Annotated in this window: 22 protein-coding genes and 1 tRNA gene; 4 read left to right on the forward strand and 19 right to left on the reverse strand. The window is 46.4% G+C overall.

Annotated features, from left to right (window positions below; translation table 11 throughout):
• The first annotated feature begins 72 nt into the window (after positions 1-72).
• A complete protein-coding gene (locus BUA79_RS02225; RefSeq protein WP_073992741.1) occupies positions 73-498 on the forward strand; it encodes a PaaI family thioesterase in 426 nt (141 codons plus the stop codon).
• On the opposite strand, the gene BUA79_RS02230 is transcribed toward BUA79_RS02225, so the two are convergent.
• From BUA79_RS02230 to BUA79_RS12955, 9 genes are all read right to left on the reverse strand, one after another.
• On the reverse strand, positions 487-1,764 hold the full coding sequence (locus BUA79_RS02230; RefSeq protein ID WP_073992742.1) for a VWA domain-containing protein: 1,278 nt from the start codon (positions 1,762-1,764) through the stop codon (positions 487-489). The genes BUA79_RS02225 and BUA79_RS02230 overlap by 12 nt on opposite strands.
• Positions 1,739-2,608: an AAA family ATPase gene (locus BUA79_RS02235; protein ID WP_073992743.1), complete on the reverse strand. Its 870-nt coding sequence runs from the start codon at positions 2,606-2,608 to the stop codon at positions 1,739-1,741. The genes BUA79_RS02230 and BUA79_RS02235 overlap by 26 nt, the downstream gene beginning before the upstream one ends.
• Before the next feature lie 53 nt (positions 2,609-2,661).
• Complete coding sequence (rbr, locus tag BUA79_RS02240) at positions 2,662-3,201, reverse strand: rubrerythrin (protein ID WP_073992744.1); 540 nt, start codon at positions 3,199-3,201, stop codon at positions 2,662-2,664.
• A gap of 96 nt (positions 3,202-3,297) precedes the next feature.
• Entirely contained in the window at positions 3,298-4,461 is a 1,164-nt protein-coding gene (gene hemW, locus BUA79_RS02245; protein ID WP_073992745.1) for a radical SAM family heme chaperone HemW, read from the reverse strand.
• Positions 4,451-6,265, reverse strand: a complete 1,815-nt coding sequence (gene lepA, locus BUA79_RS02250; RefSeq protein ID WP_073992746.1) for a translation elongation factor 4 — start codon at positions 6,263-6,265, stop codon at positions 4,451-4,453. The genes hemW and lepA overlap by 11 nt, the downstream gene beginning before the upstream one ends.
• A 120-nt stretch (positions 6,266-6,385) precedes the next feature.
• Positions 6,386-6,982, reverse strand: a complete 597-nt coding sequence (locus BUA79_RS02255) for a hypothetical protein (RefSeq protein ID WP_073992747.1) — start codon at positions 6,980-6,982, stop codon at positions 6,386-6,388.
• A 122-nt stretch (positions 6,983-7,104) separates the two neighbouring features.
• Complete coding sequence (gene asd, locus BUA79_RS02260; protein WP_073992748.1) at positions 7,105-8,190, reverse strand: aspartate-semialdehyde dehydrogenase; 1,086 nt, start codon at positions 8,188-8,190, stop codon at positions 7,105-7,107.
• Positions 8,191-8,411: 221 nt separating this feature from the next.
• Positions 8,412-8,484 (reverse strand) — tRNA-Thr (locus tag BUA79_RS02265).
• Complete coding sequence (locus BUA79_RS12955; RefSeq protein ID WP_073992826.1) at positions 8,447-9,463, reverse strand: DHH family phosphoesterase; 1,017 nt, start codon at positions 9,461-9,463, stop codon at positions 8,447-8,449. Before BUA79_RS12955 ends, BUA79_RS02265 begins: the two co-directional genes overlap by 38 nt.
• 187 nt (positions 9,464-9,650) lie before the next feature.
• On the opposite strand from BUA79_RS12955, the gene BUA79_RS02275 reads away from it, so the two are divergent.
• The 3 genes from BUA79_RS02275 (at position 9,651) to argH (ending at position 13,658) form a co-directional block, all read left to right on the forward strand.
• A complete protein-coding gene (locus tag BUA79_RS02275; protein WP_178138518.1) occupies positions 9,651-10,100 on the forward strand; it encodes a DUF5721 family protein in 450 nt (149 codons plus the stop codon).
• Positions 10,101-10,218: 118 nt separating this feature from the next.
• Positions 10,219-12,219, forward strand: coding sequence for a molecular chaperone HtpG (htpG, locus tag BUA79_RS02280; RefSeq protein WP_073992750.1), 2,001 nt, complete (start codon positions 10,219-10,221; stop codon positions 12,217-12,219).
• A gap of 50 nt (positions 12,220-12,269) precedes the next feature.
• Positions 12,270-13,658, forward strand: coding sequence for an argininosuccinate lyase (gene argH / locus BUA79_RS02285; protein ID WP_073992751.1), 1,389 nt, complete (start codon positions 12,270-12,272; stop codon positions 13,656-13,658).
• 52 nt (positions 13,659-13,710) lie between these two features.
• On the opposite strand, the gene BUA79_RS02290 is transcribed toward argH, so the two are convergent.
• The 10 genes from BUA79_RS02290 to tgt form a co-directional block, all read right to left on the reverse strand.
• On the reverse strand, positions 13,711-14,562 hold the full coding sequence (locus BUA79_RS02290; RefSeq protein ID WP_073992752.1) for a patatin-like phospholipase family protein: 852 nt from the start codon (positions 14,560-14,562) through the stop codon (positions 13,711-13,713).
• Positions 14,563-14,581: 19 nt separating this feature from the next.
• Complete coding sequence (locus BUA79_RS02295; protein WP_073992753.1) at positions 14,582-15,397, reverse strand: mechanosensitive ion channel family protein; 816 nt, start codon at positions 15,395-15,397, stop codon at positions 14,582-14,584.
• A gap of 23 nt (positions 15,398-15,420) precedes the next feature.
• Complete coding sequence (locus tag BUA79_RS02300; protein WP_073992754.1) at positions 15,421-16,656, reverse strand: DUF1015 domain-containing protein; 1,236 nt, start codon at positions 16,654-16,656, stop codon at positions 15,421-15,423.
• 15 nt (positions 16,657-16,671) lie between these two features.
• Entirely contained in the window at positions 16,672-17,835 is a 1,164-nt protein-coding gene (locus BUA79_RS02305; RefSeq protein WP_073992755.1) for a phosphoglycerate dehydrogenase, read from the reverse strand.
• A gap of 16 nt (positions 17,836-17,851) precedes the next feature.
• Positions 17,852-18,937 (reverse strand): 3-phosphoserine/phosphohydroxythreonine transaminase, encoded by a 1,086-nt coding sequence (gene serC, locus BUA79_RS02310; RefSeq protein ID WP_073992756.1) that lies wholly within the window; start codon positions 18,935-18,937, stop codon positions 17,852-17,854.
• A gap of 25 nt (positions 18,938-18,962) precedes the next feature.
• Complete coding sequence (ilvB, locus tag BUA79_RS02315) at positions 18,963-20,651, reverse strand: biosynthetic-type acetolactate synthase large subunit (protein ID WP_073992757.1); 1,689 nt, start codon at positions 20,649-20,651, stop codon at positions 18,963-18,965.
• A gap of 21 nt (positions 20,652-20,672) precedes the next feature.
• A complete protein-coding gene (ilvD, locus tag BUA79_RS02320) occupies positions 20,673-22,346 on the reverse strand; it encodes a dihydroxy-acid dehydratase (RefSeq protein ID WP_073992758.1) in 1,674 nt (557 codons plus the stop codon).
• Positions 22,346-23,440 (reverse strand): 3-isopropylmalate dehydrogenase, encoded by a 1,095-nt coding sequence (gene leuB, locus BUA79_RS02325; protein WP_073992759.1) that lies wholly within the window; start codon positions 23,438-23,440, stop codon positions 22,346-22,348. The genes ilvD and leuB overlap by 1 nt, the downstream gene beginning before the upstream one ends.
• A gap of 144 nt (positions 23,441-23,584) precedes the next feature.
• The gene (gene yajC, locus BUA79_RS02330; RefSeq protein ID WP_073992760.1) at positions 23,585-23,905 is read right to left on the reverse strand and encodes a preprotein translocase subunit YajC; all 321 of its coding nucleotides are present in this window, start codon (positions 23,903-23,905) and stop codon (positions 23,585-23,587) included.
• Between the two features lie 45 nt (positions 23,906-23,950).
• Positions 23,951-25,084 carry a tRNA guanosine(34) transglycosylase Tgt gene (gene tgt, locus BUA79_RS02335; RefSeq protein WP_073992761.1) on the reverse strand — a complete coding sequence of 378 codons (1,134 nt, stop codon included), beginning with the start codon at positions 25,082-25,084 and terminating at the stop codon, positions 23,951-23,953.
• Positions 25,085-25,183 lie beyond the last annotated feature (99 nt).

Here is a 25,183-nt window from a genome sequence, read left to right on the forward strand (position 1 = left end):
TTCAATCAATATACTTTATACGTTTTTTATGTTAAAATGTATCCGAAAATCAATAGAATCAGGAGGACCGTTATGACAAAAGAGGATTATATAAAAAGGATAAACGAAACCGGAACATTCATCCGCCACAATCACATGCGTATAACCGATGTAGGGGAAGATTATGCCCAGGGCGAAATGGAGCTTACGGACCATCTGCTGAACCATTACTCGTCCGTGCATGGAGGAGCTCTTTTCGCCCTGGCTGACACGGTAGCGGGAGTGGCCGCAACAAGCAGAAAAACGGTCTGCGTCACTCTGAGCGCCAATATCAATTACTTCAAAGGGGCATCTTCTGGGAAAATCACGGCTACCGCAAAGATGGCCAGCCGGACAAGCCGGACGGCCATCTTCGAGGTGGAGCTCACCAACGAAAAAGGGGAACTCCTTGCCAAATCCATATATACATATTACGACACAAAGAAGCCTTTCGAACGGGGCCATGCCCTATCGGAATAAATTTTCCGCACATGCCCTTGCCAGGTTATGCAGGGTACTGCAATCCAGCATCTTACAATAAGGAAGAAATGCATTGACCGTTTTCATGTGTTTCCATTTACTTTTAGGAATCGGATTCAGCCATATGATTTCTTCCACATTTCTGTATATTTTGCGCATTGCGTTCTCTGCTTTGGCACTTCCGGTGGTCTTTGTATCGCTGATGACCAGAAGAACTGTATTGCGGGTAAGAGTTGACGGTTTCTGCCCGCCCAGTTTTTCCAGGGCATTCCCTATATCTGTCCCCTTCCCCCACAATCCGCTTTTTCTGACGTTGCTTTCGAATATTTCCATCCGATCCATGTCCATCGGTCGCACGCGGACAAACCCCTCCGAAAACATATAGGTTTCCGAAAAACCCGAAATGTCATTCATGGATTTCACAAAACGCATGGCAAATTCCGAAAACTGCAGCATGGAAGAAGACACGTCACAGAGCATTACGATTTTCTTCTTGTTCCGGGGTCTTCTCTTGTATTCCAGGTTATAAAAGGAACCGCCCGTTTTCAGGCTTTCATGAATCGTCTTCCGGAAATCGAGACGTCCCCGCTTTCCCGAACGTTTATATTTCCTTGTGATTGCCCCATTGGTCTGGCGCACAAGAATCCGGATCAGGTTGATTGCCCTGGGAATCTCATTTTCCCTTATTTCGGAAATGTTCCTGTACAAAAGATCGTCTGCATTTTCGGGCACACGCACTGACTCGGAGCCATGCAGCGCATCCATTGTTATGCGCCGGTCTATGACCTTCTGTACATAACTGCTGCTCAGAGGAGCATACCGGTCGTTGTTTGTGGCCAGATTCAGATATTTCAGGACCTGTTCCCTGGATTCAGCAGACAGCCCGGTATATGCATCCATTATATTCTTTTCCAGTTCCATTGGTTTTTCAAGATGTTTGGAAAGATCTTCCCTGGCCGACTCCATCTTCTTTTCGTTTTCCAGCTCCATCGCTTTTTCACGGTGGACATTTTCTTCAAGCTGGCTCTCATTAATGAAAAAGTCGTCAAAAACCTCATTGAATGTTTTTTTCTCATTCTGGCTCTTAGCGAATATGCTGGCGAACGAAGTCCGTATGGTGTTTTCGTCTACGAGACCAAACTCCAGGATGAGTCTCGCTGCATCAATTACGTCCGCGATTCCCACAGGAATCCCTGCCAGTCTGAGCAGATTGCAGAAGACTGCCAGATTTTCAGTATATTTATTCTGCAAGCCAGCTATCATCATTTTGGACTTCCTCAATATCTTCATTGTTTTTCAGTACAAATCCCAGAGTTCTCAGTGCACTCGCCCTGTCGAGCCTTGAAACGCCCAGCGCCATCAGCGCTCCCAGCCAGTCGATGGATTCTGCTACGGAAGGTTTCTTGATTATATCCTCATTATCTCGCAGGGTTTTGACCGCCTCCGCCACCTCTCTGGCCAGACTCTTCTCCACATCAGGTACCTTCGCCTCCAGAATTCTGACTTCCTTCTCCACATCCGGATATTGGATATACAGATATGCACAGCGGCGCTTCAGTGCCTCGGAAAGCGGACGAGTGTTGTTGCTGGTCAGAACAACAAACGGTTTCGATTTGGCCTTTATTGTTCCCAGTTCCGGTATGGTGACCTGCATTTCCGACAGCACTTCCAGCAGCAGAGCTTCAAATTCTTCATCTGCCTTATCGATTTCATCTATCAGAAGGACGACCGGTTCTTCGCTGCGGATCGATTTCAGGAGCGGACGCTCCAGAAGATATTCCTTGCTGAACAGCGATCCTGTGAGCGCTTCCGGATCCTGGCCGCCTTCCTTCATGCGAATCTGGATGGACAGGAGCTGCTTCTGGTAGTTCCATTCATAGAGTGCCTTACTCTCATCGAGTCCTTCATGGCACTGCAGACGGATCAGCTCTCTGTTTCCAGCCTTTGCAAGCGCCTTTGCAACTTCTGTCTTTCCGACGCCGGCAGCTCCTTCAACCAGCAGGGGCCTCCCGAGGAGGTTAGCCACATAAAGCGTGGTAACCAGTTCCTCATCATAAATATATTTTTCCTCATCCATAATACGTTTTAGGTTTTCCATATCAAAATTCATCTGTCCCTGCCTCCAAAAAAGCCCATGGCAATGCCACGGGCCCTTAATTTATATTAGTAGTTCAGCGCTCTGATTTCAAAATATGCCATCTTATGCGCACATACAGGACAAACATCCGGTACTGTTTTTCCAACATGGATGTGCCCGCAATTGCGGCATTTCCAAACGACCACATCTTCTCTTGAAAACACCATGCCTTTTTCCAGGTTTTCAAGCAGTTTGAGGTATCTCTTCTCATGCTCGCTTTCCACTCCTGCTACACCCTCGAACAGTACAGCAATATCATCAAAGCCTTCTTCTTTTGCCGTAGCGGCAAATCCGGTATACATTTCCGTCCACTCATAGTGCTCTCCGGCTGCTGCTTCCTTAAGATTGACAGGAGTCGGCTGTATCCCATCATGAAGAAGCTTGAACCATAATTTTGCGTGTTCCTTTTCATTTCCGGATGTCTCTGTGAAAATGTCCGCAATCTGCTCGTATCCATCGCTTTTTGCCTGTGAGGCAAAGTATGCATATTTAATGGACGCCTGTGATTCACCTGCAAATGCAGTCTGAAGATTCGCTTCTGTTTTGGTGCCTTTAATTTTTCCCATAGTACGCTCTCCTTCTTTCATAAAAGTTCTCCACTGTATCTATAGAATACTTCAAATCCATGTCCATATCAAGTATTTTAAAGAATATCCGGACCGCTAGAGAAGATATCCGGCCATTACAAAATTGCTCAGATCCACACCCCTGGGCGTTAGCGCAATGACATCCTCCGACCGGAAAATAAGCCCTTCCATTTCCATCCGAAGGGTAATTTCCCCATATACTTCAAAAAAGTCCAGCCCAAAGCTTCGGTTGAAGCCGCTGATGGAAATGCCATCTGTCATCCTCAACCCTAGGAACATGTACTCCGACATCCTGTCCTCTATGGAAAGCACTGTCTTTTCTGTCTGAATACTGTCCGGCCGGTTTGAATTTTCCAAATAACGCTTCATGTCTGCCGTATTCTTATATCTGGTTTCCTGTATGAGGGACGACGCGCCAAGCCCGATCCCGAGATAGTCTTTCCTTGTCCAGCAGTCGATATTGTGCCTGCACGCAAAGCCCGACCGGGAAAAATTCGAAATCTCGTACTGATGGTACCCAAAATCCCGAAGGATTCCCTTAGTCATGTAGTACATTTCTCTTTCACATTCCTCATCCGGGAGGGACTCCAGCCCCTTTTTCCTCTCCGACAGAATTTTGCGAAAGAGGCCTGTTCCCTCCTCCACAATCAGGCCATAGGCTGAAATGTGCTGCGGACCCAGTCCGGCAACCTTCCTAAGCGTCTCCTCCCAGTCTTTCGTTTTCTGGTTCGGAAGCCCGCTCATCAGATCGACATTGATGTTGGAAAATCCGTTCTCCCGGAGAAGCTCATAGCTTTCCAGAAACATTCCATAGGTATGGATGCGCCCAAGGGCCATAAGTTCCGTATCATCTGCCGACTGGAGTCCCAGGCTGATGCGGTTTACGCCTGCTGCGCGCATGGCTTTCGCCTTGCTCTCATCCAGGGTTCCCGGATTGCACTCCACACTGAATTCAACGTCGACCATGATATGGAAAGAACTCCGGAGCGTCCAAAATATCTCCTCCAGCTGGAAAGCCTCCAGACAGGACGGAGTCCCGCCCCCGACAAATACACTGCTGACCGAAACATCTTCGTATTGCTTTCCCAATATCCGTATTTCGCTGAGCAGGGCTTCCACATAGCGTTCTCTGGTCCGGGAGGATGATACAAAGGATAGGAAATCACAATATTCACATTTTTGTATGCAAAAAGGGATATGTATATATATCCCCATCTGCCTGTTCTCTTTAATCTTCATCTAATTTTAATACGCTCATGAAAGCCTTCTGCGGGATCTCCACGTTGCCCACCAGACGCATCTTCTTCTTTCCTTCCTTCTGTTTTTCAAGAAGTTTCTTCTTTCTGGTTATATCGCCGCCATAGCATTTGGCAAGCACGTCCTTACGCATGGCTTTAACGGTCTCCCGGGCGATTACCTTTCCGCCGATTGCCGCCTGGATCGGAATCTCAAACATCTGCCTTGGAATTTCATCTTTCAGCTTTTCGCACATTTTTCTTCCCTTTTCATAGGCCATGGAAGTGTGCATAATGAAGGAAAGAGCATCCACCACATCCTTGTTGATCAGGACATCCAGTTTGACCAGCTCGGATCTTTCGTAGCCTTTAATTTCATAATCGAAGGAGGCATATCCCTTGGACCTGGATTTCAGGGCATCGAAAAAGTCATAGACAATTTCATTGAGGGGAAGTTCGTATTTCAAAAGAGCCCTGGTCGTTTCAATATATTCCATTCCCAGATATACTCCCCTCCGGTCCTGGCACAATGACATGATCGGGCCGATGAATTCTGTGGTAACCATAATTTCAGCGTGCACGATCGGTTCTTCCATGTATTCTATTTCTGTCTGAGGAGGAAGATTCGTAGGATTCGTCAGTTCAATCACACTTCCATCCGTCTTGTGTACTTTATATATAACACTGGGTGCCGTGGTAACAAGGTCAATGTTATATTCTCTTTCCAGTCTTTCCTGAATGATTTCCAGATGAAGAAGTCCCAGAAATCCGCACCGGAATCCAAAGCCGAGCGCTGTACTGGTCTCCGGTTCAAATACGAGAGCTGCATCATTAAGCTGGAGTTTTTCCAGGGCATCCCGCAGGTCGGGATATTTGGCCCCGTCTGCCGGATACATTCCGCAGAACACCATGGAATTCACTTTTTTATACCCCGGAAGAGCCTCCTTCGCAGGATTCTGGGCATCCGTTATCGTATCGCCGACACGGGTATCCTTGACATTTTTTATGCTGGCAGTTACATAACCTACAGTGCCTGCCGTCAGTTCCTCGCAGGGGATAAAGCAGCCCGGTCCGAAATATCCAACCTCCACCACCTGTGCATTTGCCCCCGTTGCCATCATCTTGATGGGGGTACCCGCTCTCACGGTTCCCTCCATGATCCTGCAGAATATAATGACACCTTTATATGAATCATAAATGCTGTCGAATATAAGGCCTTTCAGCGGCGCACTGCTGTCGCCTTCCGGAGCCGGTATCTTCGCCACGATCTGCTCAAGCACCTCTTCGATATTGATTCCGTTCTTGGCTGAAATCAGGGGAGCGCCCACCGCCTCGATGCCGATGACGTCCTCTATCTCGTGGATTACACGCTCCGGATCCGCACTGGGAAGGTCTATTTTATTGATGACCGGCACGACCTCCAGTTCATGATCCATTGCCATGTAAACATTTGCCAGCGTCTGGGCCTCGATACCCTGGGCGGCGTCCACGACCAGGACCGCGCCCTCACAGGCCGCCAATGCCCGGGAAACTTCATATGTAAAATCCACGTGCCCCGGGGTATCAATCAGGTTGAAGATATACTCTTCGCCATTATTTGCTTTGTAAACAGTACGGACAGTCTGAGCCTTGATTGTGATTCCACGTTCCCTCTCTATGTCCATGTTGTCCAGCACCTGCGCCTGCATTTCCCGGCTGGTAAGCAGACCCGTCTTTTCGATAATCCGGTCTGCAAGTGTGGATTTTCCATGATCTATATGTGCAATGATGCAAAAATTTCTTATGTGCTTCTGATTTATTGCTGCCATTCTTTCCTCCTGTACAGGGAATCTCGACTTGCTTCATCTGTCCCTATAAACTCAATCCATTATATCCAAATCCGAAGGATTGTGTCAACCGATGCATAACGGACAGGCTTCTTCTATTGATTAATTGGGTTTGTTGGTCTGGGACCCATCTTCCGCAGTTGTTGGCGACGTGGTTGTTGGCGACGTGGTTGTTGGCGACGTGGTTATTGGCTCAGTTGTTGTCTCCGAAGTTGGCTCAGTTGTTGTCTCCGAAGTTGTCTCCGAAGCTGCCTCTGTCGTCTCCGCTAAGGTCTCCGTCTTGCCTTCCGTATCCAGTTCACCGGTTGATCCATTGCTGACAGTTGCCTGTTCTACATCCGTCGGCCTGTCTATTTCCACACTCGCGGTCTCCTGCTCTCCGGCAGCATCCGTTGATGCCGCTGTTGTTTCCCCGGTACCCGAAACAACAGATCCATTTCCAGCCAGGGTTCCTATGAGTATGCTGATCAGAAGAATCAGTATAATTGCGCCGCCTGCCACCAGAAGTCTGTTCATTATTTTGTCGGAATTCCTGGGCGGACGGGGGTTCCTTCCGGCCGGGGGCCTTTCTTCAATCTCCAGCTGAAGGTCCCCCTCTTCATCACTCTCTTCACCCTGAAAAACGGTTTCCCCCTGCAGGTCCTTCAAAATGGAATCTATGTCAAAATCATCCTGATCGTGTCCTTCAAATTTCTTCACTAAGCCGCCTCCTTTTCTTTTATGCGCGTCTTCGCTTTTTTACCGTGTTTCATTATATCACACTGACGGCTTTTGTAAATAAAAAAAGGAGAGCATCCAGGATGCCCTCCCGTATCCAAAACTTATTTTGCTGTGATGTACCCCTGAGCGGCAAGCATCTCCGCGCACAGGACGGCGCCGCCAGCTGCACCGCGGACCGTGTTGTGGGACAGTCCCACAAACTTATAATCAAAGACCGTGTCTTCCCTGAGCCTTCCAAGAGAAACTCCCATACCGTTTTCAAAATCCCTGTCCAGTCTTGTCTGAGGTCTGTTTTCTTCTTCCATGTAACGCAGGTACTGCTTCGGTGCGCTTGGAAGCTTCAGTTCCTGTGGAAGAGCCTTAAAGTTGTTCCAGCGCTCAATCATAAGCTCTTTTTCCGGTTTTTTATCGAATGTGACAAAAACTGCGGACATATGTCCATCTTTAACCGGTACCCGCAGGCATTGTGCCGTAATGACCGGATCCTCAGCAGGAACGATCACTCCGTTTTCAATTCTTCCCCACAATCTCAAAGGTTCCTTCTCGCTCTTTTCTTCTTCTCCGCCGATATATGGAATTACGTTATCCAGCATTTCCGGCCAGTCCTGAAAAGTTTTTCCAGCTCCGGAAATCGCCTGGTACGTGGTAACAGCTACCGTTCTCGGTCCGAAATCCTTAAGGGCATTCAGGGCAGGCGTATAGCTCTGTATGGAACAGTTGGGTTTAACAGCCACAAATCCTCTTGTGGTCCCCAGGCGTTTTTTCTGAAATGCTATGACCTCGAAATGCTCCGGGTTGATTTCGGGAACAACCATCGGTACATCCGGTGTCCACCTGTGTGCGCTGTTGTTGGAAACCACAGGAATCTCCGCCTTCGCATATGCATCCTCGATCTCTTTGATTTCTTCCTTTGTCATATCCACTGCACTGAAAACAAAGTCGACTTTTTCTGCAACATCCTTCACTTCATTGATGTTTAAAACTGTCAGGTTTTTAACCGCTTCCGGCATTAGCACATCCATTTTCCAGCGCGGTCCCACGGCCTCCTCGTATGTCTTTCCTGCTGAACGTCCGCTTGCTGCAACAGATACCACTTCAAACCACGGATGGTTCTCCAGCAGAGTGATAAACCGCTGCCCTACCATGCCCGTCGCTCCTAATATTCCAACTTTTAATTTTTCGCTCATCTAGCTTCCCAAGCCTTTCCGCGTCTTTTGTTTTTCTACGGCGCACATTTGTCTTTATATTTCTAACTACTATAGCACACTTTTTAAAAATTGCAACCGATTTTTCGCAATTTTCCTATTCTTATCTCTGAATAATGCCATTCGTGCAGGTTTAGTGTGCCCCTCTTTTTTGGACAAACAAAAAAGCCTTTAAAATCAAGGCTTTCTCGTATTTCCGTCAAAGCTGGAAAAGGGACTCGAACCCTCGACCTATTGATTACGAATCAATTGCTCTACCAACTGAGCTATCCCAGCATGATAATTCTTCTTTGACAATGTTTATGAAATTAGTCCGGATCTCGTTCTTAAGCCGCTTGGCGGACATGCCCGTCTTCGCATATTCCACAAATCCGCCGGCCATGAACTGATGACCTCCGCCTCCGCCCAAACCGTTCAGGGCCGATTTTGTAATCTTGCCAGCATCCAGCTTCTGGTTCATGCTTCTGATGGACAACTTGATGCCTTCCTGCTTTGCCGAAAAAACGACAGAGAAATCGATTTCCTCCACAGTCAGCATAAAATCTGACACTAGTGCAATCAGCTTGTCCGGAGAATCATATCCCGTGTCTGCAAAACATATTTTACCATAAATCACAATATTTTCAATAGCATTTGTGTACGCGGATAAATCTTTCAGGTTCAGCGTGCTGTTTTCCAGGGAATGGATGATATCCAGGTCTGATTTATAGTACAGATAATAATGCATGTCCAGATCCAGTCTGGTCACTCCCCTGGTCAGGTTCGCCGTGTCTATTTTCAGGCCGTACAAAAGGGCCGTTGCCACATTCTGCGGCATTTCAATTGCATTTTCAGAATAATATTCTGCGATAATAGAAGAACAGGAACCCGTTCCCGGCCTGATATCCTCGAACACATAATCCAATCCATGATACATCGGATGATGGTCAATGCAGCTTATTTTCCCAAATACCCTGAATTCTGCATTTACATTGCCAATCTGGGCATCCACCAGAACCAGTTCACTGATATCATCCGTCAGCTTGACTTCCTTCAGGTTAAAAATACGTATGCCCAGGCTGTTAACCATGTTGCTGGTGTTGAATTTATCTACCTCACCTTTATAACAGATTGTGGAATCGATATTCTTAAGCTCTTTCAACAGAAATTGAAGGGCAAATGCGCTGGCAATAGAATCAGGATCTGGAAAATCATGCATCCCGATAATGATGTTATCTGTTTTTATACTGGAGAGAAGCTCTTCTAATCTATTCATATCACTCCTGATATAATATGTGTGGTAACTTCGAAATTATACATTATATTTTCTAATTATGCAATATTTATTTCCTCCTCAGACAGCCCGCAGATTGCCCTTATTCCGCAAGTTTGGTATAATGATTTCATTCTACCTTAAAGGAGCGCAAATGGTTTCGTATAAATTAAATTCCTTAAAAGCTTTTATGAACGATCTGCTGGCAGGAGATACATTCGATCGTTTCCAGATAACCGAAGCCAGCATCCAAACTGGCTGCACATTTACCATTGACGGCCATATCAATTCATCCTTCTATTCCTCCGAGGAATCCGAGGGACTTTCCGCGCGGCTGATTTCAACCTGGGAGACTGTCAAACCCTTCTGTTATATGGCAATGAAAGGCAAGAAACTGCCTGTCCGGTTCAAGATCATTCTGCTGGCTCCTGATGACCTGGCTCAGCTGCTGCTGTCGGAAAGCGGGCTTGCGATGGAGCTCTCGGAGATTAACGGCTTTTTCATGAACATCAAATATGAAGGAGGAGTGCTGGGTATAATTACCGGCACCTCCCTGAACACCTTCACTCTGGACAAGACCCTGGATAAATTATGGGACGGATATGTCCGCTCTTTACTCGAACCATACGATGTGGTATGATGTTTTTATTAGCACTCACGTTAAATGAGTGCTAATTTTTTCTTGACAATCTTTTGTACCGGAGATAAAATATTTTATAAAATGAATCTTAATCATATCAGAAAAAGGAGTGTTCTACATGGCAGGTAAACAAGGAAGTCTATCCATCAACAGCGAAAACATTTTTCCAATCATCAAGAAATGGCTATATTCGGATCACGACATATTCATCCGGGAACTTATTTCCAATGGCTCGGATGCCATAACCAAATTAAAGAAACTGGATGTTATCGGAGAGTATTCCATACCAGAGGGAAACGAATTCAAAATCAGGGTTATAGCTGATGCGGAAAACAAGACCCTCACATTCATCGATAACGGCATCGGAATGACAGCCGGCGAAGTTGATGAATATATCAACCAGATCGCCTTCTCAGGCGCGGAAGCATTCCTGGAACATTATAAAGGCAAAGCGGACGAGGAGCAGATTATCGGCCACTTCGGTTTAGGCTTTTATTCTGCCTTCATGGTGTCGGAAAAAGTGACCATCGATTCTCTTTCCTATAGAGAAGGCGCCGAAGCGGTTCACTGGGATTGCGACGGTTCCACGGAATACACAATGGACAAGGGCGACCGCACGGAAAGAGGAACTACAATAACCCTCTATCTGAATGAGGACAGTCTGGAGTTTGCAAACGAATACAGAGTACACGAAGTACTGGATAAATACTGTTCTTTCATGCCCGTGGAGATTTATCTGGAAAATCCAAACGCAGAACCCCACTACGACACAGTGGATCCTGATGAGGTAACCGAAAAGGATACGGTTATCGAAAACATTGTAATTCCGGCTGAGACCCAGGAAATCGAGAAAGAAGACGGCGCTAAAGAAACCATACAGGTGTCACCGGAAAAAAATCAGGTCAAGATTCTCAGACGCCCAGTCTCCATAAGCGATACAGCACCTCTCTGGACAAAGCATCCAAACGAATGCACCGAGGAGGAATATATCGCATTTTACAGAAAGGTTTTCTCCGATTATAAGAAGCCGCTGTTCTGGATCCACCTGAACATGGATTACCCCTTCAACCTGAAGGGCATCCTGTACTTCCCGAAAGTCAATAATCAGTATGAGTCCCTGGAGGGCACCATAAAGCTCTTCAATAACCAGGTGTTCATAGCTGATAACATAAAAGAGGTTATTCCTGAATTCCTTATGCTTCTCAAGGGTGTGATCGACTGTCCGGACCTTCCTCTGAACGTGTCCAGAAGCGCACTCCAAAATGACGGTTTTGTAAGAAAAATTTCCGATTACATCAGTAAAAAGGTAGCGGATAAGCTGACCGGAATGTGCAAGACCGAAAAAGACGAATACATTAAATACTGGGACGACATCAGTCCTTTCATCAAATTTGGCTGTCTGAAGGACGAGAAATTTGCTGAAAAGATCAACGACTGTATTTTATTCAAGAACCTGGACAACGAGTACCTGACCCTGAAAGAATGCCTGGAAAAGAACGAAGAGAAGCATAAAAATGTCATCTTCTACATTACCGATGAAGTGGCACAGAGCCAGTATATCAATATGTTCCGTGAAGAAAACATCGATGCCGTCCGGCTGACCCACAGCATCGACTCCGCCTTCATTACACAGCTGGAACACAAAAACGAAGATGTGAAATTCTTAAGAATCGACACTGCCCTGAATGAAAGCCTACGGGAGGAAATCCCCGATGCAGACAAAGAAGCCGCTGAAGCAGAAGAGGCTTCCCTGACAGAGCTTTTCCGTAAGGCCCTGGAAAACGAGAATCTGAACATAAAAATGGAATATCTGAAGAACAAAAACATATCTTCCATGATAACGGTTTCCGAGGAAAGCCACCGCATGCAGGAAATGTTCAAGATGTATGCCATGGATGGCATCGATGCCGGCATGTTCGGCGCAGAGGAAACCCTTGTGCTGAATGCAAACAACCAGCTGGTCAGATATATCCTGGCAAACAGAGACAGCGAGCATGTCGACCTGATCTGCAGACAGCTGTATGACCTGGCTGCCATCTCCAAAAAGCAGCTTACCCCTGAGGCAATGACGGAATTCATCGCCAGAAGCAATGAAATAATGATGTTGCTAACAAAGTAATTTATAGGTATAATTGTTAAAGCAAAATTATTATGAAATGAGGAAAGTCTATGAAATTATGGGGTGGCCGGTTCACTAAGGAAACCAATGAGTTAGTAAATGCCTTTAATGCATCGATTTCATTCGACCAGAGGTTTTACAGGCAGGATATCGAAGGAAGCATTGCCCATGCAACGGGTCTGGCTTCACACGGTATCATTTCCGCCGGAGAACGCGACGGGATTATCGACGGATTAAAGGGCATTTTATCAGATATAGACAGCGGCCGTCTGATAATTTCTGATGAATATGAAGATATCCACAGCTTTGTGGAAGCTACGCTGACCACGCGCATCGGGGAAACAGGCAAGAAACTGCATACAGGCCGGAGCCGGAATGATCAGGTTGCTCTTGATATGAAGCTATATATCCGGGATGAGATTTTAGAAATGGATTCTCTGCTGGCCGAGCTGCTGGAGACCATTATCGGGATTATGGAAAGCAACCTGGAAACCTACATGCCTGGTTTTACGCATCTGCAGAAGGCTCAGCCTTTGACCCTTGCCCATCACATGGGTGCATACTTTGAAATGTTCAAACGAGACAGACTGAGACTTAAGGATACCTATCACAGGATGAACCTCTCTCCCCTGGGCTCCGGTGCCCTGGCAGGCACTACATACCCTATTGACCGGAACGAGACGGCGTCTCTGCTGGGATTCGACGGTCCTACCCTTAACAGCATGGACTCTGTATCAGACCGGGATTATCTGCTCGAATTCCTGAGCGGCATGTCCATCATCATGATGCATCTGAGCCGTTTCTCTGAGGAAATCATTATCTGGAATTCCAATGAGTACCGATTTATAGAATTGGATGACGCATTCTCCACAGGAAGCAGTATCATGCCCCAGAAGAAAAATCCGGACATTGCCGAACTTGTTCGTGGAAAGACCGGACGCGTCTATGGGTCCCTTATGTCGCTGCTCACCACGATGAAAGCTCTTCCGCTGGCCTATAACAAGGATATGCAGGAAGATAAGGAACTGACTTTTGATGCCTTGGATACGACCAAAGCCTGCATCCGGCTTTTCAACGGAATGATAAAGACAATGGGCTTCAACAAAGACGTCATGCTGCGAAGTACCAAGGGCGGATTCACTAACGCAACGGATGCCGCTGATTACCTGGTCAATAAAGGCGTGGCGTTCAGAGATGCTCATGGCATCGTAGGAGAATTGGTTTTATTCTGCATCGAACACAAGAAAACTCTGGATGAAATGACCCTGGAAGAATACAAAGCTATCAGCCCTGTATTCGAGAAGGACATTTATGAAGCAATAAGCATTGAAACCTGTGTTAAGCGCCGTGAAACCCTTGGAGCCCCCGGAATCCAGTCTATGGGACACGTTATACGCATCAACCGGCAGTATCTGGAAGACAATAAATCTATCCGATAAATTGTAAACTGAAACGGGGTGTACTTCGCAACTGAAGTACACCCCGTTTTTATTATTTCCGGCAGAACGCCTTTAGCTCTTCCATTTTATCCATGCAGGCATCATAGCCGCAGTCGTACATGCCGTGAATCTTATCCATATTCTTTTCTATCCGTCCGAATTCCCGGGTGTTGTCCGGCGTAAAAACAAAAGCCCGGCCTTCCTTCTCCAGCTCAAACAGCTTTTTTCTCTGTGCATTGTACACATCCGGTCTGCTGTCCAAAGCCTTCAGGAACTGAGGATATTTTCTGTATTTCCAGTGAACGAGTCTCGTAAATTTCTCCGTGCCTTTTTCATACTCTCTTTCACGGGTCAGGATGGCTATGACTTTGTCACAGCCCTTGCCCATCGCTCTCTCGAATGGTATCGGGTCTGACAGCCCACCATCCATGCAGGGGTCTCCGTCCAGATAAATAATGGGAAACAGCAGCGGAAGCGCGCACGATGCACGCAATATCTGAAATTTATCGTCGTCGCATGGGATAGGCTTGTACATGGGGTCTCCTGTCTCCAGGTTGGTGACCACCGCCTCCACTTCCCCGGGAAATTCACGAAAAACATCCATATCAAAAGGTACAAGCTCGTTCGGTATTGTATCATAGGTGAAATCAAGGTTGAAATAAGATCTGTTTCCCTTTTTAAAAAGGTTTTTGAATCCCATATATCTCTTATCGTTAATAAAACGTTCGAATATCTCGAGAGTTCTTCCTACCTGTCTGGACGCATAATTGACCCCGTACCCGATACCTGCAGACACGCCTACAAGATAATCGGTCTGGACATCTTCTTCCATCATCGCATCCAGAACCCCACTGGAAAATATAAAACGGTTTGCACCACCCTCCAGTACCAGTCCGACTGCCATTTTCTCGCCTTCTTTCCCTTTAATCCTTCTTTATGTGAACTTCTACCGTTTCACTGGATAATTCAATGCCGTTGCCTTCCAGCACTTCCTTTACCTTCTCCGTAAGATAGGGCTTAACATTCCAGTAGTTCTGGGTACTGACCCATTTCCGGAATTCTATGACAACCCGGCTGGGTTCCAGTTCCTTTACGAAGACCTCTGAAGGCATGTCTATCCCCTCATCAACCGTTTCCATGAGGTTCCCAATTATTTCCTTCGCTTTCGCAATATCGGATGTATAACTGATTCCGATTACAATATCCAGTCTTCTTTGGTTAAAGGCCGTAGTATTGGTTATGCTGCTGTTTGCCAGGAGGCCGTTCGGCACGACAACCATCCGGTTGTCCGGGGTGACAAGGTGCGTGTAGAACAAATCTATCGTGCTCACCGAGCCCTCTTCTCCCCCGTCTCTCCGGATGTAGTCTCCCACCTTAAACGGCTTCAATATCAGTATGAGCACTCCGCCTGCAAAATTCGACAAGCTTCCCTGAAGAGCCAGACCAATCGCCAGGCCCGCCGATCCGATGACCGCGATAAAAGAGGCCGTCTGTATTCCGACCTGTCCGCATACTGCGATAATCAGTACCACATACAACACGGCCTTTATAAGGGAAATAAGAAATTTCCCAACCGTAACTTCCATTTTGGAGCGTTCAAAAATCTTTCTGGTCATTTTTACAATCAGCTTGATGACCTGCGTTCCTATGATAAATATTATAACCGCTACCAGGACGTTTATCCCAAAATCCAATAACTTTGGCAGGTAGCTCTCTATCTGATTAATAATGACGTTCACACTCCCAACGTTTCCTTAAATGCTTAAATACGATGTATGAATAATCCGCTTCTGAGCTTGGGCTCAAACCACGTGGATTTAGGAGGCATAAGCCTTCCGGCATCCGCCACGGAAAACAGTTCTTCTATCTGGGTAGGGTACATGGCAAAGGCAACCGTCATGTCCTCCTGGCACCTTTTCTCCAGTTCCTTAAGCCCGCGGATCCCTCCGATGAAATCGATTCTCTTGTCCGTCCGGGGATCCATTACACCCAGAACCGGAGCCAGAAGATGATTCTGAAGAATGGATACATCCAGACCTTCCACGGGATCTGTTGAAAGAAGATGCTTTTTCGCCGTCAGCTTATACCAGCTGCCCGCGAGGAACATTCCCACCACGCCTTTTGCAGGCGGCTGGAAAGGTTCTTTCCCCATTTCTTCCAGTTCGAAGTCCTCCGAGATGATTTCAAGAAATTCTTCCCGGGTGTGTCCGTTCAGATCTCGTACTGCCCGGTTATAATCCATTATCTTCAGCTGTTCATCCGGAAAAAGAACGGACAGGAAATAATTGAATTCCTCACCTCCGTCATAGTCCGGATTTTCCGCTCTTCTTTTCAATCCCACCTTTACGGCGGAAGCGGCTCTGTGGTGGCCGTCCGCTATGTATATGTCTGAAATTGCTCCAAATTGTTCCTTTATCGCAGCGATCCGTTCGGAAGCGTCCATTTTCCATACCCTGTGACCGATACCATCTTCAGACACAAAATCGTAAACCGGGCTCAGCTCCTTTGCCTCATCCACAATTTCGTTGATTTCCTGAACTGCACGGTATGCGAGGAAAATAGGTCCGGTCTGAGCCGAACAGGTATCCACATGCCTTATACGGTCAATTTCCTTGTCTTCTCTGGTATTCTCATGCTTCTTGATCCTATTGTTCAGGTAATCGTCAATAGAGGCACATGCCACGATTCCCGTCTGTCGTCTGTCTCCCATCTTCAATTCATACAAATAATAGCATTCTGCGTTATCTTCCACCAGGATGCCTTCTGCAATCATATTGTCCAGGATTTCTCTGGCCTTCAAATAGACTCTGTCATCATACGGTTCAACGCTGTCATCAAACTGGGTCTCAGCCCTGTCGATTTTCAGGAAAGAGAGTTCTTCTTTCGCTACAGCTTCTTTGGCTTCTTTTCTGTTATAGACATCATAAGGAAGAGCCGCAACCCTGCTTGCGGCATCCTTCCTTGGTCTTATGCATTTAAATGGTCTAATATTTGCCATATCAGTTTCCTTCCATTATCGAATCGTACGGGTTCTCTTCACGCCTTCAACAGCAGCTATCTGCTCCAGAAGGGACGGATATGTCGAACTGTCCAGGTCAAATACAGAATACGCGTACTCACCCTTACTCTTGTTGATCATGTCGGAAATATTGATGTTCTCTTTCGCAAATACTGCCGAAAACTGGCTGATCATATTCGGTTTGTTCAAATGATTGATCAGGATACGTTCTTCATTATTGGTGTCACCCAGATCACAGTTCGGATAATTTACAGAATTTGTTATGTTTCCATATTCCATGAAATCCATCAGCTGCTTAACTGCCATTACCGCACAGTTGTCTTCCGACTCTTCAGTGCTGGCTCCCAAATGAGGAATCGCCATGACGCCTTCCATATTTACCGTCTTCTGATTCGGGAAGTCAGTCACGTAGCGTTTTACCTTGCCGGACTTGAGGGCCGCTTCCATATCGTCATCATTAATCAGCGTATCTCTGGAGAAGTTCAGGATTATGATTCCATCCTTCATCATTTCCATTGTATCTTTGCAGATCATTCCCTTTGTTTCCGCTGTCGCAGGGATATGCACGCTTATGTAATCGCACTGGCGATATATTTCCTCCAGAGAATTTGCATGATGCACGTGTCTGGATAAATGCCATGCGCCTTTTACGGAAATGAACGGATCATATCCATAAACTTCCATTCCAAGACCGTTGCATGCATTGGCGACTCTTCCGCCGATTGCGCCGAGTCCGATTATGCCGATTTTCTTTCCAAAGACTTCATTTCCGACATACTTCTTCTTGCCTTTTTCAACTGCATTTGCCACATCCGAATCATCTTTGAGGGTTTTTACCCAGTTGGCACCATCCAGGATATTTCTGGAAGCCATGATGAGGGATGCTACGACCAGCTCTTTGACGCCGTTTGCGTTTGCTCCAGGTGTGTTAAATACTACAATTCCTTTTTTTGAGCATTCTTCAATCGGTATGTTGTTCACGCCAGCTCCCGCTCTGGCGATCGCCTTGATGTTGTCGCCTATTTCCAGGCAATGCATATCCGCACTTCTTACCAGAACCACATCGGCATCATCCATATTCTCCACTTCGACATAATCAGGAGTGAATAATTGCATTCCCACCTGGGCTATCGGATTTAAACATTTAACTTTGACCATCTTGTACTTCCTTCCGTTATTTATTCTCAGCCTCAAACTTGCTCATGAACTCTACGAGTTTCTCAACACCTTCAATCGGCATCGCGTTGTAAATGCTTGCACGCATTCCGCCGATTGTACGGTAGCCTTTAAGATTCACAAAGCCTGCTTTTGTGGCTTCCGCAATAAATTTTGCATCCAGGTCAGGTTTTCCGGTAACAAATGGAACGTTCATAAGAGAACGGGAATCTGGATCTGTTACTGTCGCGCTGAACATCTCGCTGCTGTCAAGATAGTCATACAGTATTCCCGCTTTTTTGATGTTGCGTCTCTTCATTTCTTCGAGGCCGCCAATGCTTTTCAGCCACTTGAATACCTTGCCGCAGATATAGATGCCGTATGAAGGCGGCGTATTGTACATGGAACCTGCATCAGAATGTGTCTTGAATTTCAACATGGTAGGTGTTCCAGGCAGTGTATCTTCCGTAATCAGATCTTCACGGATGATAACGATGACGACGCCGGCCGGACCAATGTTTTTCTGCACTCCACCATACATTATGGCATATTTGCTCACATCCGCAGGTTCAGACAGGAAGCAGGAAGAAACATCTGCTACCAGATCCTTTCCCTTGGTATTAGGAAGTGTTTTGAATTTTGTTCCGTAAATGGTATTGTTTTCGCAAATATATACGTAATCTGCATCCGGGCTTATTGGAAGATCCGAGCAGTCCGGGATATAGGTGAAGTTTTTGTCTTCTGAAGAGGCTATTACATTGGCCTGTCCGAATATTTTAGCTTCTTTGTATGCCTTTGTTGCCCATTGTCCAGTCAGGATATGATCCACAACTTTGTTCTTCATCAGGTTCATAGGAATCATGGCAAACTGCTGTGAAGCTCCGCCCTGAAGGAACAGCACTTTGTAATTATCCGGTATTTCCAGTAAATCCCTAAGATCCTGTTCTGCATCTGCAAGAATTTTTTCAAAGGTCTTAGATCGATGGCTCATCTCCATTACTGACATTCCTGAACCGCCGTAATCCAGCATTTCATCTGCTGCTTCTTTTAACACCTCTTCTGGCAAAACTGCCGGTCCTGCTGAAAAATTATAAACTCTGGCCATTTCTAAATCCTCCTTAAATTTTTATTTATTTGAATCCCTTTGCTTCAAGATCTTCCTCGGCAAACACTTCACTGATCGCCGTGTTGGGGGCAACCATCGGGAATACCTTGTCATCGGGATCAATCTGGCATTCGATCAGTACCGGTTCGTTCAAGGCAAGCGCCTTCCTGAGTACCGGTTCCACCTCTTCCCTTTTTGTAACTCTGTATCCTTTTGCTCCCATGGCTTCTGCCAGCTTCACAAAGTCCACTTTATCCTCAAGTGTCGTACAGGAATATCTCTTCCCGTAAAACAGATTCTGCCACTGTCTGACCATTCCCAGCACGCTGTTATTTATTACGACCTGGACAATCGGAATATCATAGCGTGTCGCTGTTGCAAGCTCATTCATATTCATACGGAAGCATCCGTCTCCGGCTATGTTGATTACAGGCTTATCCATGTTTCCAACCTTCGCTCCGATGCATGCTCCCAGTCCGAAGCCCATTGTACCCAGTCCTCCTGATGTAATAAGGGTGTGGGGATGCTTATATGTGTAATATTGGGCCGCCCACATCTGGTTCTGGCCAACTTCTGTCGTTATGATGGCATCGCCTTCAGTGATTTTACATAGTGTTTCGATTATGTAAGGTCCCGTAAGAATATCCTCCCTGTATTTAAGAGGAAATTCTTCCTTCATATCCAGTATGTGATTTGTCCACTCATCCCTGCTGGTGTATTCGATTTTTTTATTCAGGATAGAAAGGACTTCTTTCACATCCCCTGTAATGCTGGAAGCCGTTTTTATGTTTTTATTTATCTCAGCTCTGTCCACATCGATCTGCAGGATTTTGGCATGGCGAGCAAATCCCTTGGAATTGCCCACTACTCGGTCGCTGAATCTGACACCGATAGCAATCAGAAGATCACATTCAGAAACACCCAGATTGGATGTCTTCGTGCCGTGCATGCCAAGCATTCCCGTATATAAGGGATCATTTCCATCCATCACGCCTTTTCCCATAAGGGTATCGCATACAGGCGCACTTATCTTCGCCGCAAATTCCCTGACTTCTTCAGCCGCATCCGAGGATGTTGCCCCGCCCCCGACCAGGATAAATGGCTTCTTGGATTTTTGAATCATCCTGAGAGCATTTTCAATATCCTCTTCCAGAATATTTTCCGTTGACCGGATAATTTCAAGTGGTTTCTTATACGTGTATTCCGCTTTGTTCGCGGTTGCATCCTTTGTAATATCGACCAGAACCGGGCCTTTTCTTCCGGACTGCGCAATTTGAAATGCTTTCCGCAAGGTCTTAGCCAGATCCTTAACATCTTTTACGATAAAATTATGCTTCGTAATGGGCATAGTGACCCCAACGATGTCGATTTCCTGGAAAGCATCTTTGCCAAGCAGATTTCTGGACACATTTGCCGTAATGGCCACCAGTGGGACGGAATCCATGTATGCAGTTGCAATCCCGGTAACCAGATTCGTCGATCCAGGTCCGCTGGTTGCCATGCACACACCTACTTTTCCAGTAGATCTGGCATATCCGTCTGCTGCATGGGACGCCCCCTGCTCATGGGAGGTCAGATAATGCGTAATTTCATCCGCATGTTTATAAAGTTCATCGTAGATGTTCAGAATGGTACCGCCCGGATATCCGAAAACGGTGTCCACTCCCTGTTCTTTCAAACACTCTATTACTATTTCAGCACCTGTCAAAAGCATGTAATCACCTATTTCCTAATTCTATTCTTTCGGCGCCTGCAGGATAGCCCCCTTATCGGCAGAAGTAACCTGTGCCGCATATCGTACGAGATATCCCTTCGTTACCGAAGGTTTCCTTGGTTTCCATTTATCTTTTCTAGCTTTCATTTCTTCATCGGATACTTCCACATGAATTGTATTTGCATTGATATCGATCTTGATGATATCGCCCTCTTCCACCAATGCAATCGGTCCGCCTACTGCAGCTTCCGGAGACACGTGACCGATGCATGCGCCTCTTGTCGCTCCGCTGAAACGTCCGTCCGTAATTAAAGCCACTTCCTTGCCCAGACCCATTCCGGCAATTGAAGCTGTAGGGTTGAGCATCTCTCTCATTCCAGGGCCGCCTTTTGGTCCCTCATAACGGATAACCACTACATCTCCGGATTTGATTTTCCCGGCATTGATGGCATTTATGGAATCTTCTTCACAATCAAATACTCTTGCCGGTCCTTCATGTATCAGCATTTCTTCTGCAACCGCTGAACGTTTTACCACACAGGAATCCGGTGCCAGATTTCCTGTCAATACGGCTATTCCGCCGGTCTCGCTATATGGATTCTCAATAGGCCTTATGACGTCATGATTGAGATTGATACATCCCTCGATGTTTTCAGCTATTGTTTTTCCGGTGCAGGTTATAAGGTCCGTTTTAATAAGGCCCTTTTTATTCAATTCATTCATGACAGCGTATACGCCGCCCGCCAGGTCCAGATCTTCCATATATGTGTCTCCGGCAGGAGCAAGATGGCAGAGATTTGGAGTTTTTGCGCTAATCTCATTTGCTATTTCCAGATTAAGCTTCACGCCTGCCTCGTAGGCAATTGCCGGAAGGTGAAGCATGCTGTTTGTACTGCATCCCAGCGCCATATCCAGGGCAAGTGCGTTCATGAATGCATCTTCTGTCATGATGTCACATGGTTTGATGTCCTTTTCCAGCAATTCCATGATTTTCATTCCGGCATGTTTTGCCAGCCTGATTCTTTCTGACATAACAGCAGGAATTGTGCCGTTCCCTTTCAGTCCCATTCCTATAGCCTCGGTAAGGCAGTTCATGGAGTTAGCCGTATACATTCCAGAGCATGATCCGCAGGTCGGACATACGCCTTCTTCATATTCTTCCAGTTCTTCCAGGTTCATTTTTCCCGCATTATAAGCACCTACGGCCTCAAACATCTGGGAAAGGCAGGATCTTGAGCCATTCTTCATTCTTCCTGCAAGCATCGGTCCGCCGCTGACGAAGATAGTCGGGATGTTCAGTCTGGCTGCCGCCATCAGAAGACCTGGTACATTTTTATCACAGTTTGGTACCATGACAAGAGCGTCGAACTGATGCGCCATCGTCATTGCCTCTGTAGAATCTGCAATCAGCTCTCTGGTGACCAGAGAATATTTCATTCCCTGATGTCCCATGGCGATACCGTCACAAACGGCAATTGCAGGGAAAACCACTGGAGTTCCGCCGGCCATAAGGACGCCGGCCCTTACTGCCTCCACAATCTTGTCCAGGTTCATATGTCCTGGTACAATTTCATTGTATGAACTGACTATTCCTATCAGAGGTCTGGAAAGCTCCTCTTTTGTATATCCCAAAGCATTAAACAGGGAACGGTGTGGTGCCTGCTGAATTCCTTTTGTCACTGAATCACTTCTCATTATACTTCCTCCAATATTCTTTCTGAAATTAATGTGCCCATTTCACGGCACCCTGCATATATACAACCTTCCGACATGATGTCTTTGGTTCTGTATCCTTCTCTTAACACCGCTTTTACGGCATTTTCCACATCATCGGCTTCTTTATCCATGTCAAACGAAAATCTCAGCATCATGGCTGCCGATAAAATTGTTGCAATGGGATTTGCCAGGTCTTTTCCGGCAATATCCGGTGCCGCTCCGTGGCTCGGTTCATAAAGTCCGGGTTTTCCTTCTCCAAGGCTGGCTGAAGGAAGCATTCCGATGGATCCGGTAATCATGCTTGCCTCATCCGACAATATATCTCCAAACATGTTTTCTGTAAGAATCACATCAAACTGTCCCGGATCTCTTACCAGCTGCATTGCACAATTGTCCACCAGCATATGTTCCAGGGTCACGGACGGGTAACTCTTTGCAGTCTCTTCCACAACCTTGGCCCAAAGCCTGGAGGAATCCAGTACATTGGATTTGTCCACGCTTGTAACTTTATTCCTGCGTTTGCTGGCAATCTCAAAAGCCTTGACCGCTATCCTTCTTATCTCGTTCTCGTCATATTTCAATATATCTGTTGCCGTCATGACTCCGTCGATCTCTTCTGTCTTACGTTCTCCGAAATAGATTCCGCCCGTCAGCTCCCGGACGACTATCAGATCAAAACCAGCTTCGGCAATGTCCTGACGCAGCGGACAGGCAGCTTTCAACTCGTCATACAGAAGGGCGGGTCTCAGGTTTGCAAAAAGCCCTAATCCTTTGCGTATTTTAAGAAGCCCGGCTTCCGGCCTCAATTGGGGTGGAAGATCATACCAGCTGTCTTTCCCGACAATACCGCCTACCGCACCAAGGAGAACCGAATCGCTTTCCCTGGCAGTCCTGAGTGCTTCCTCCGTGAGGGGAACACCATGGGCATCGATAGAGACGCCTCCCATGAGAACTTCCGTGTAATTAAACGTATGCCCATATTTTTTACAAATTCTGTCAAGAACTTTCTTCGCTTCCCTGACGATTTCCGGACCTATACCGTCTCCGGAAATAACAGATATATTGAATTCCATTGCATTTCCTCGTTTCTACAAAAGGTTATTAGGTAATATAATATCTTATTTTAATTTAGATTTCAATACTAAGTTTGTTCACTTAAAGCAGAAAGGAAATGAGTCTGCTGCACAGACCCATTTCCTTTCATGAGACAATTTCACCTATTGAACTTCCGTTGCGCCGGTTGTTTTCTCCACCTGAACGATGGCTGCCTTCTGCATTGGAATTCTGCAGTTCTTATTATTCCCGAATTCTACGATAACGGTATCATCGGTTATATCAATTACCACACCGTAAAATCCGCTGGAAGTGAGTATGCTGTCTCCGATTTCCAGTGATGAAAGCAGAGCCTTCGCTTTCTGCTGCTGTTTCTTCTGTGGTTTGATAATGATGAAATACATGAATGCTGCGAATACTACTACATAAATAATAATGGTGACCCAGCTGTTGCTTGAGCCAGTTAATAATAATGACGAGTTCATTTCTTGTCCTCCTGTGATTTAATTCCTCTTGAAGTCCGTCCTATGTTATCTGCTGGACTGTTCGAATCCTTCCAGCCTCATTTTTTTATATTCCTGAAAACGATCCTCTTCGATGGCTTTGCGGACTTCCTCCATCATTGTATTATAGAAATACAAATTATGCAAGACACATAATCGCATTCCCAGCATTTCTTTCGCCTTCAGAAGGTGCCTTATGTAGGCCCTGCTGTACCTGCGACAGGTCGGACATCCGCACCCTTCTTCGATTGGATCGGAGTCCAGTTCATATTTGGCATTGAACATATTCATCTTCCCTTTGTTCGTGTAGACATGACCATGCCTTCCATTCCGGGAAGGGTACACGCAGTCAAAGAAATCCACGCCTCTTTCCACCGCTTCCAGGATATTGGCCGGAGTGCCCACGCCCATCAGGTACGTCGGCTTATCTTGCGGCAGATATGGAACAGTTGCCTCAATGATACGGTACATTTCATCATGCGTCTCGCCTACCGCCAACCCTCCGATGGCGTACCCATCCAGATCCATTTCCGCGATTCTCTTGGCATGTTCCATCCGGATATCCTCATATATGGCTCCCTGGGTAATCCCAAACAGCATCTGTTTAGGATTGAGTGTATCTTCCAGTCCGTTCAGCCTCTTCATTTCCGTCCTGCAGCGTTCCAGCCATCTTGTTGTTCTATCCACAGAGTCCTGCACATAAGCTCGTTCGGCGGTACTGGATGGACATTCATCAAATGCCATCGCAATAGTGGATCCGAGGTTTGACTGGATCCTCATGCTTTCTTCCGGTCCCATGAATATTTTATGACCGTCTATATGGGACTGGAATTCCACCCCTTCTTCACGGATTTTTCTGAGCTTTGCCAGGGAAAACACCTGGAATCCGCCTGAATCCGTAAGAATAGGTCTGTCCCAGACCATGAATTTATGAAGTCCGCCTAATTTCCGGATTACCTCATCGCCTGGCCTGACATGGAGATGATACGTGTTGGATAAGGCCACCTGAGTGTTCAGTCCCAGAAGATCTTCCGTGGATACTGCTCCTTTTATGGCAGCTACCGTAGCCACGTTCATGAACACCGGTGTCTGTATAACCCCGTGAACCGTGTGCAGCTCTCCCCGCTTTGCCTGCCCGTCTTTATGTATAAGCTTGTACATTACGCCTCCTGTTTTAAACTGATAATAGGAAGAATATACTATTTTCAGTTCCCCTTGTCAACAAAGCAAGGGACTGCCGTCAAAAAACTTTCTGGGGCA

This window comes from Parasporobacterium paucivorans DSM 15970, assembly GCF_900141895.1.
GTDB lineage: Bacteria > Bacillota > Clostridia > Lachnospirales > Lachnospiraceae > Parasporobacterium > Parasporobacterium paucivorans.

What these genes read in the sequence shown, in the direction of transcription:
- BUA79_RS02275 (WP_178138518.1), top strand. Translation starts at nt 9,651, where the DNA reads ATGAACGATCTGCTGGCAGGAGATACATTCGATCGTTTCCAGATAACC.
- BUA79_RS12955 (WP_073992826.1), bottom strand. Translation starts at nt 9,463, where the DNA reads ATGAATAGATTAGAAGAGCTTCTCTCCAGTATAAAAACAGATAACATC.
- tgt (WP_073992761.1), bottom strand. Translation starts at nt 25,084, where the DNA reads ATGTACAAGCTTATACATAAAGACGGGCAGGCAAAGCGGGGAGAGCTG.
- BUA79_RS02290 (WP_073992752.1), bottom strand. Translation starts at nt 14,562, where the DNA reads ATGGCAGTCGGACTGGTACTGGAGGGTGGTGCAAACCGTTTTATATTT.
- BUA79_RS02300 (WP_073992754.1), bottom strand. Translation starts at nt 16,656, where the DNA reads ATGGCAAATATTAGACCATTTAAATGCATAAGACCAAGGAAGGATGCC.
- hemW (WP_073992745.1), bottom strand. Translation starts at nt 4,461, where the DNA reads ATGAAGATTAAAGAGAACAGGCAGATGGGGATATATATACATATCCCT.
- leuB (WP_073992759.1), bottom strand. Translation starts at nt 23,440, where the DNA reads ATGGAATTCAATATATCTGTTATTTCCGGAGACGGTATAGGTCCGGAA.
- argH (WP_073992751.1), top strand. Translation starts at nt 12,270, where the DNA reads ATGAAATTATGGGGTGGCCGGTTCACTAAGGAAACCAATGAGTTAGTA.
- lepA (WP_073992746.1), bottom strand. Translation starts at nt 6,265, where the DNA reads ATGGCAGCAATAAATCAGAAGCACATAAGAAATTTTTGCATCATTGCA.
- yajC (WP_073992760.1), bottom strand. Translation starts at nt 23,905, where the DNA reads ATGAACTCGTCATTATTATTAACTGGCTCAAGCAACAGCTGGGTCACC.
- ilvD (WP_073992758.1), bottom strand. Translation starts at nt 22,346, where the DNA reads ATGAGAAGTGATTCAGTGACAAAAGGAATTCAGCAGGCACCACACCGT.
- BUA79_RS02305 (WP_073992755.1), bottom strand. Translation starts at nt 17,835, where the DNA reads ATGGTCAAAGTTAAATGTTTAAATCCGATAGCCCAGGTGGGAATGCAA.
- htpG (WP_073992750.1), top strand. Translation starts at nt 10,219, where the DNA reads ATGGCAGGTAAACAAGGAAGTCTATCCATCAACAGCGAAAACATTTTT.
- serC (WP_073992756.1), bottom strand. Translation starts at nt 18,937, where the DNA reads ATGGCCAGAGTTTATAATTTTTCAGCAGGACCGGCAGTTTTGCCAGAA.
- asd (WP_073992748.1), bottom strand. Translation starts at nt 8,190, where the DNA reads ATGAGCGAAAAATTAAAAGTTGGAATATTAGGAGCGACGGGCATGGTA.
- ilvB (WP_073992757.1), bottom strand. Translation starts at nt 20,651, where the DNA reads ATGCTTTTGACAGGTGCTGAAATAGTAATAGAGTGTTTGAAAGAACAG.
- rbr (WP_073992744.1), bottom strand. Translation starts at nt 3,201, where the DNA reads ATGGGAAAAATTAAAGGCACCAAAACAGAAGCGAATCTTCAGACTGCA.
- BUA79_RS02235 (WP_073992743.1), bottom strand. Translation starts at nt 2,608, where the DNA reads ATGAATTTTGATATGGAAAACCTAAAACGTATTATGGATGAGGAAAAA.
- BUA79_RS02225 (WP_073992741.1), top strand. Translation starts at nt 73, where the DNA reads ATGACAAAAGAGGATTATATAAAAAGGATAAACGAAACCGGAACATTC.
- BUA79_RS02230 (WP_073992742.1), bottom strand. Translation starts at nt 1,764, where the DNA reads ATGATGATAGCTGGCTTGCAGAATAAATATACTGAAAATCTGGCAGTC.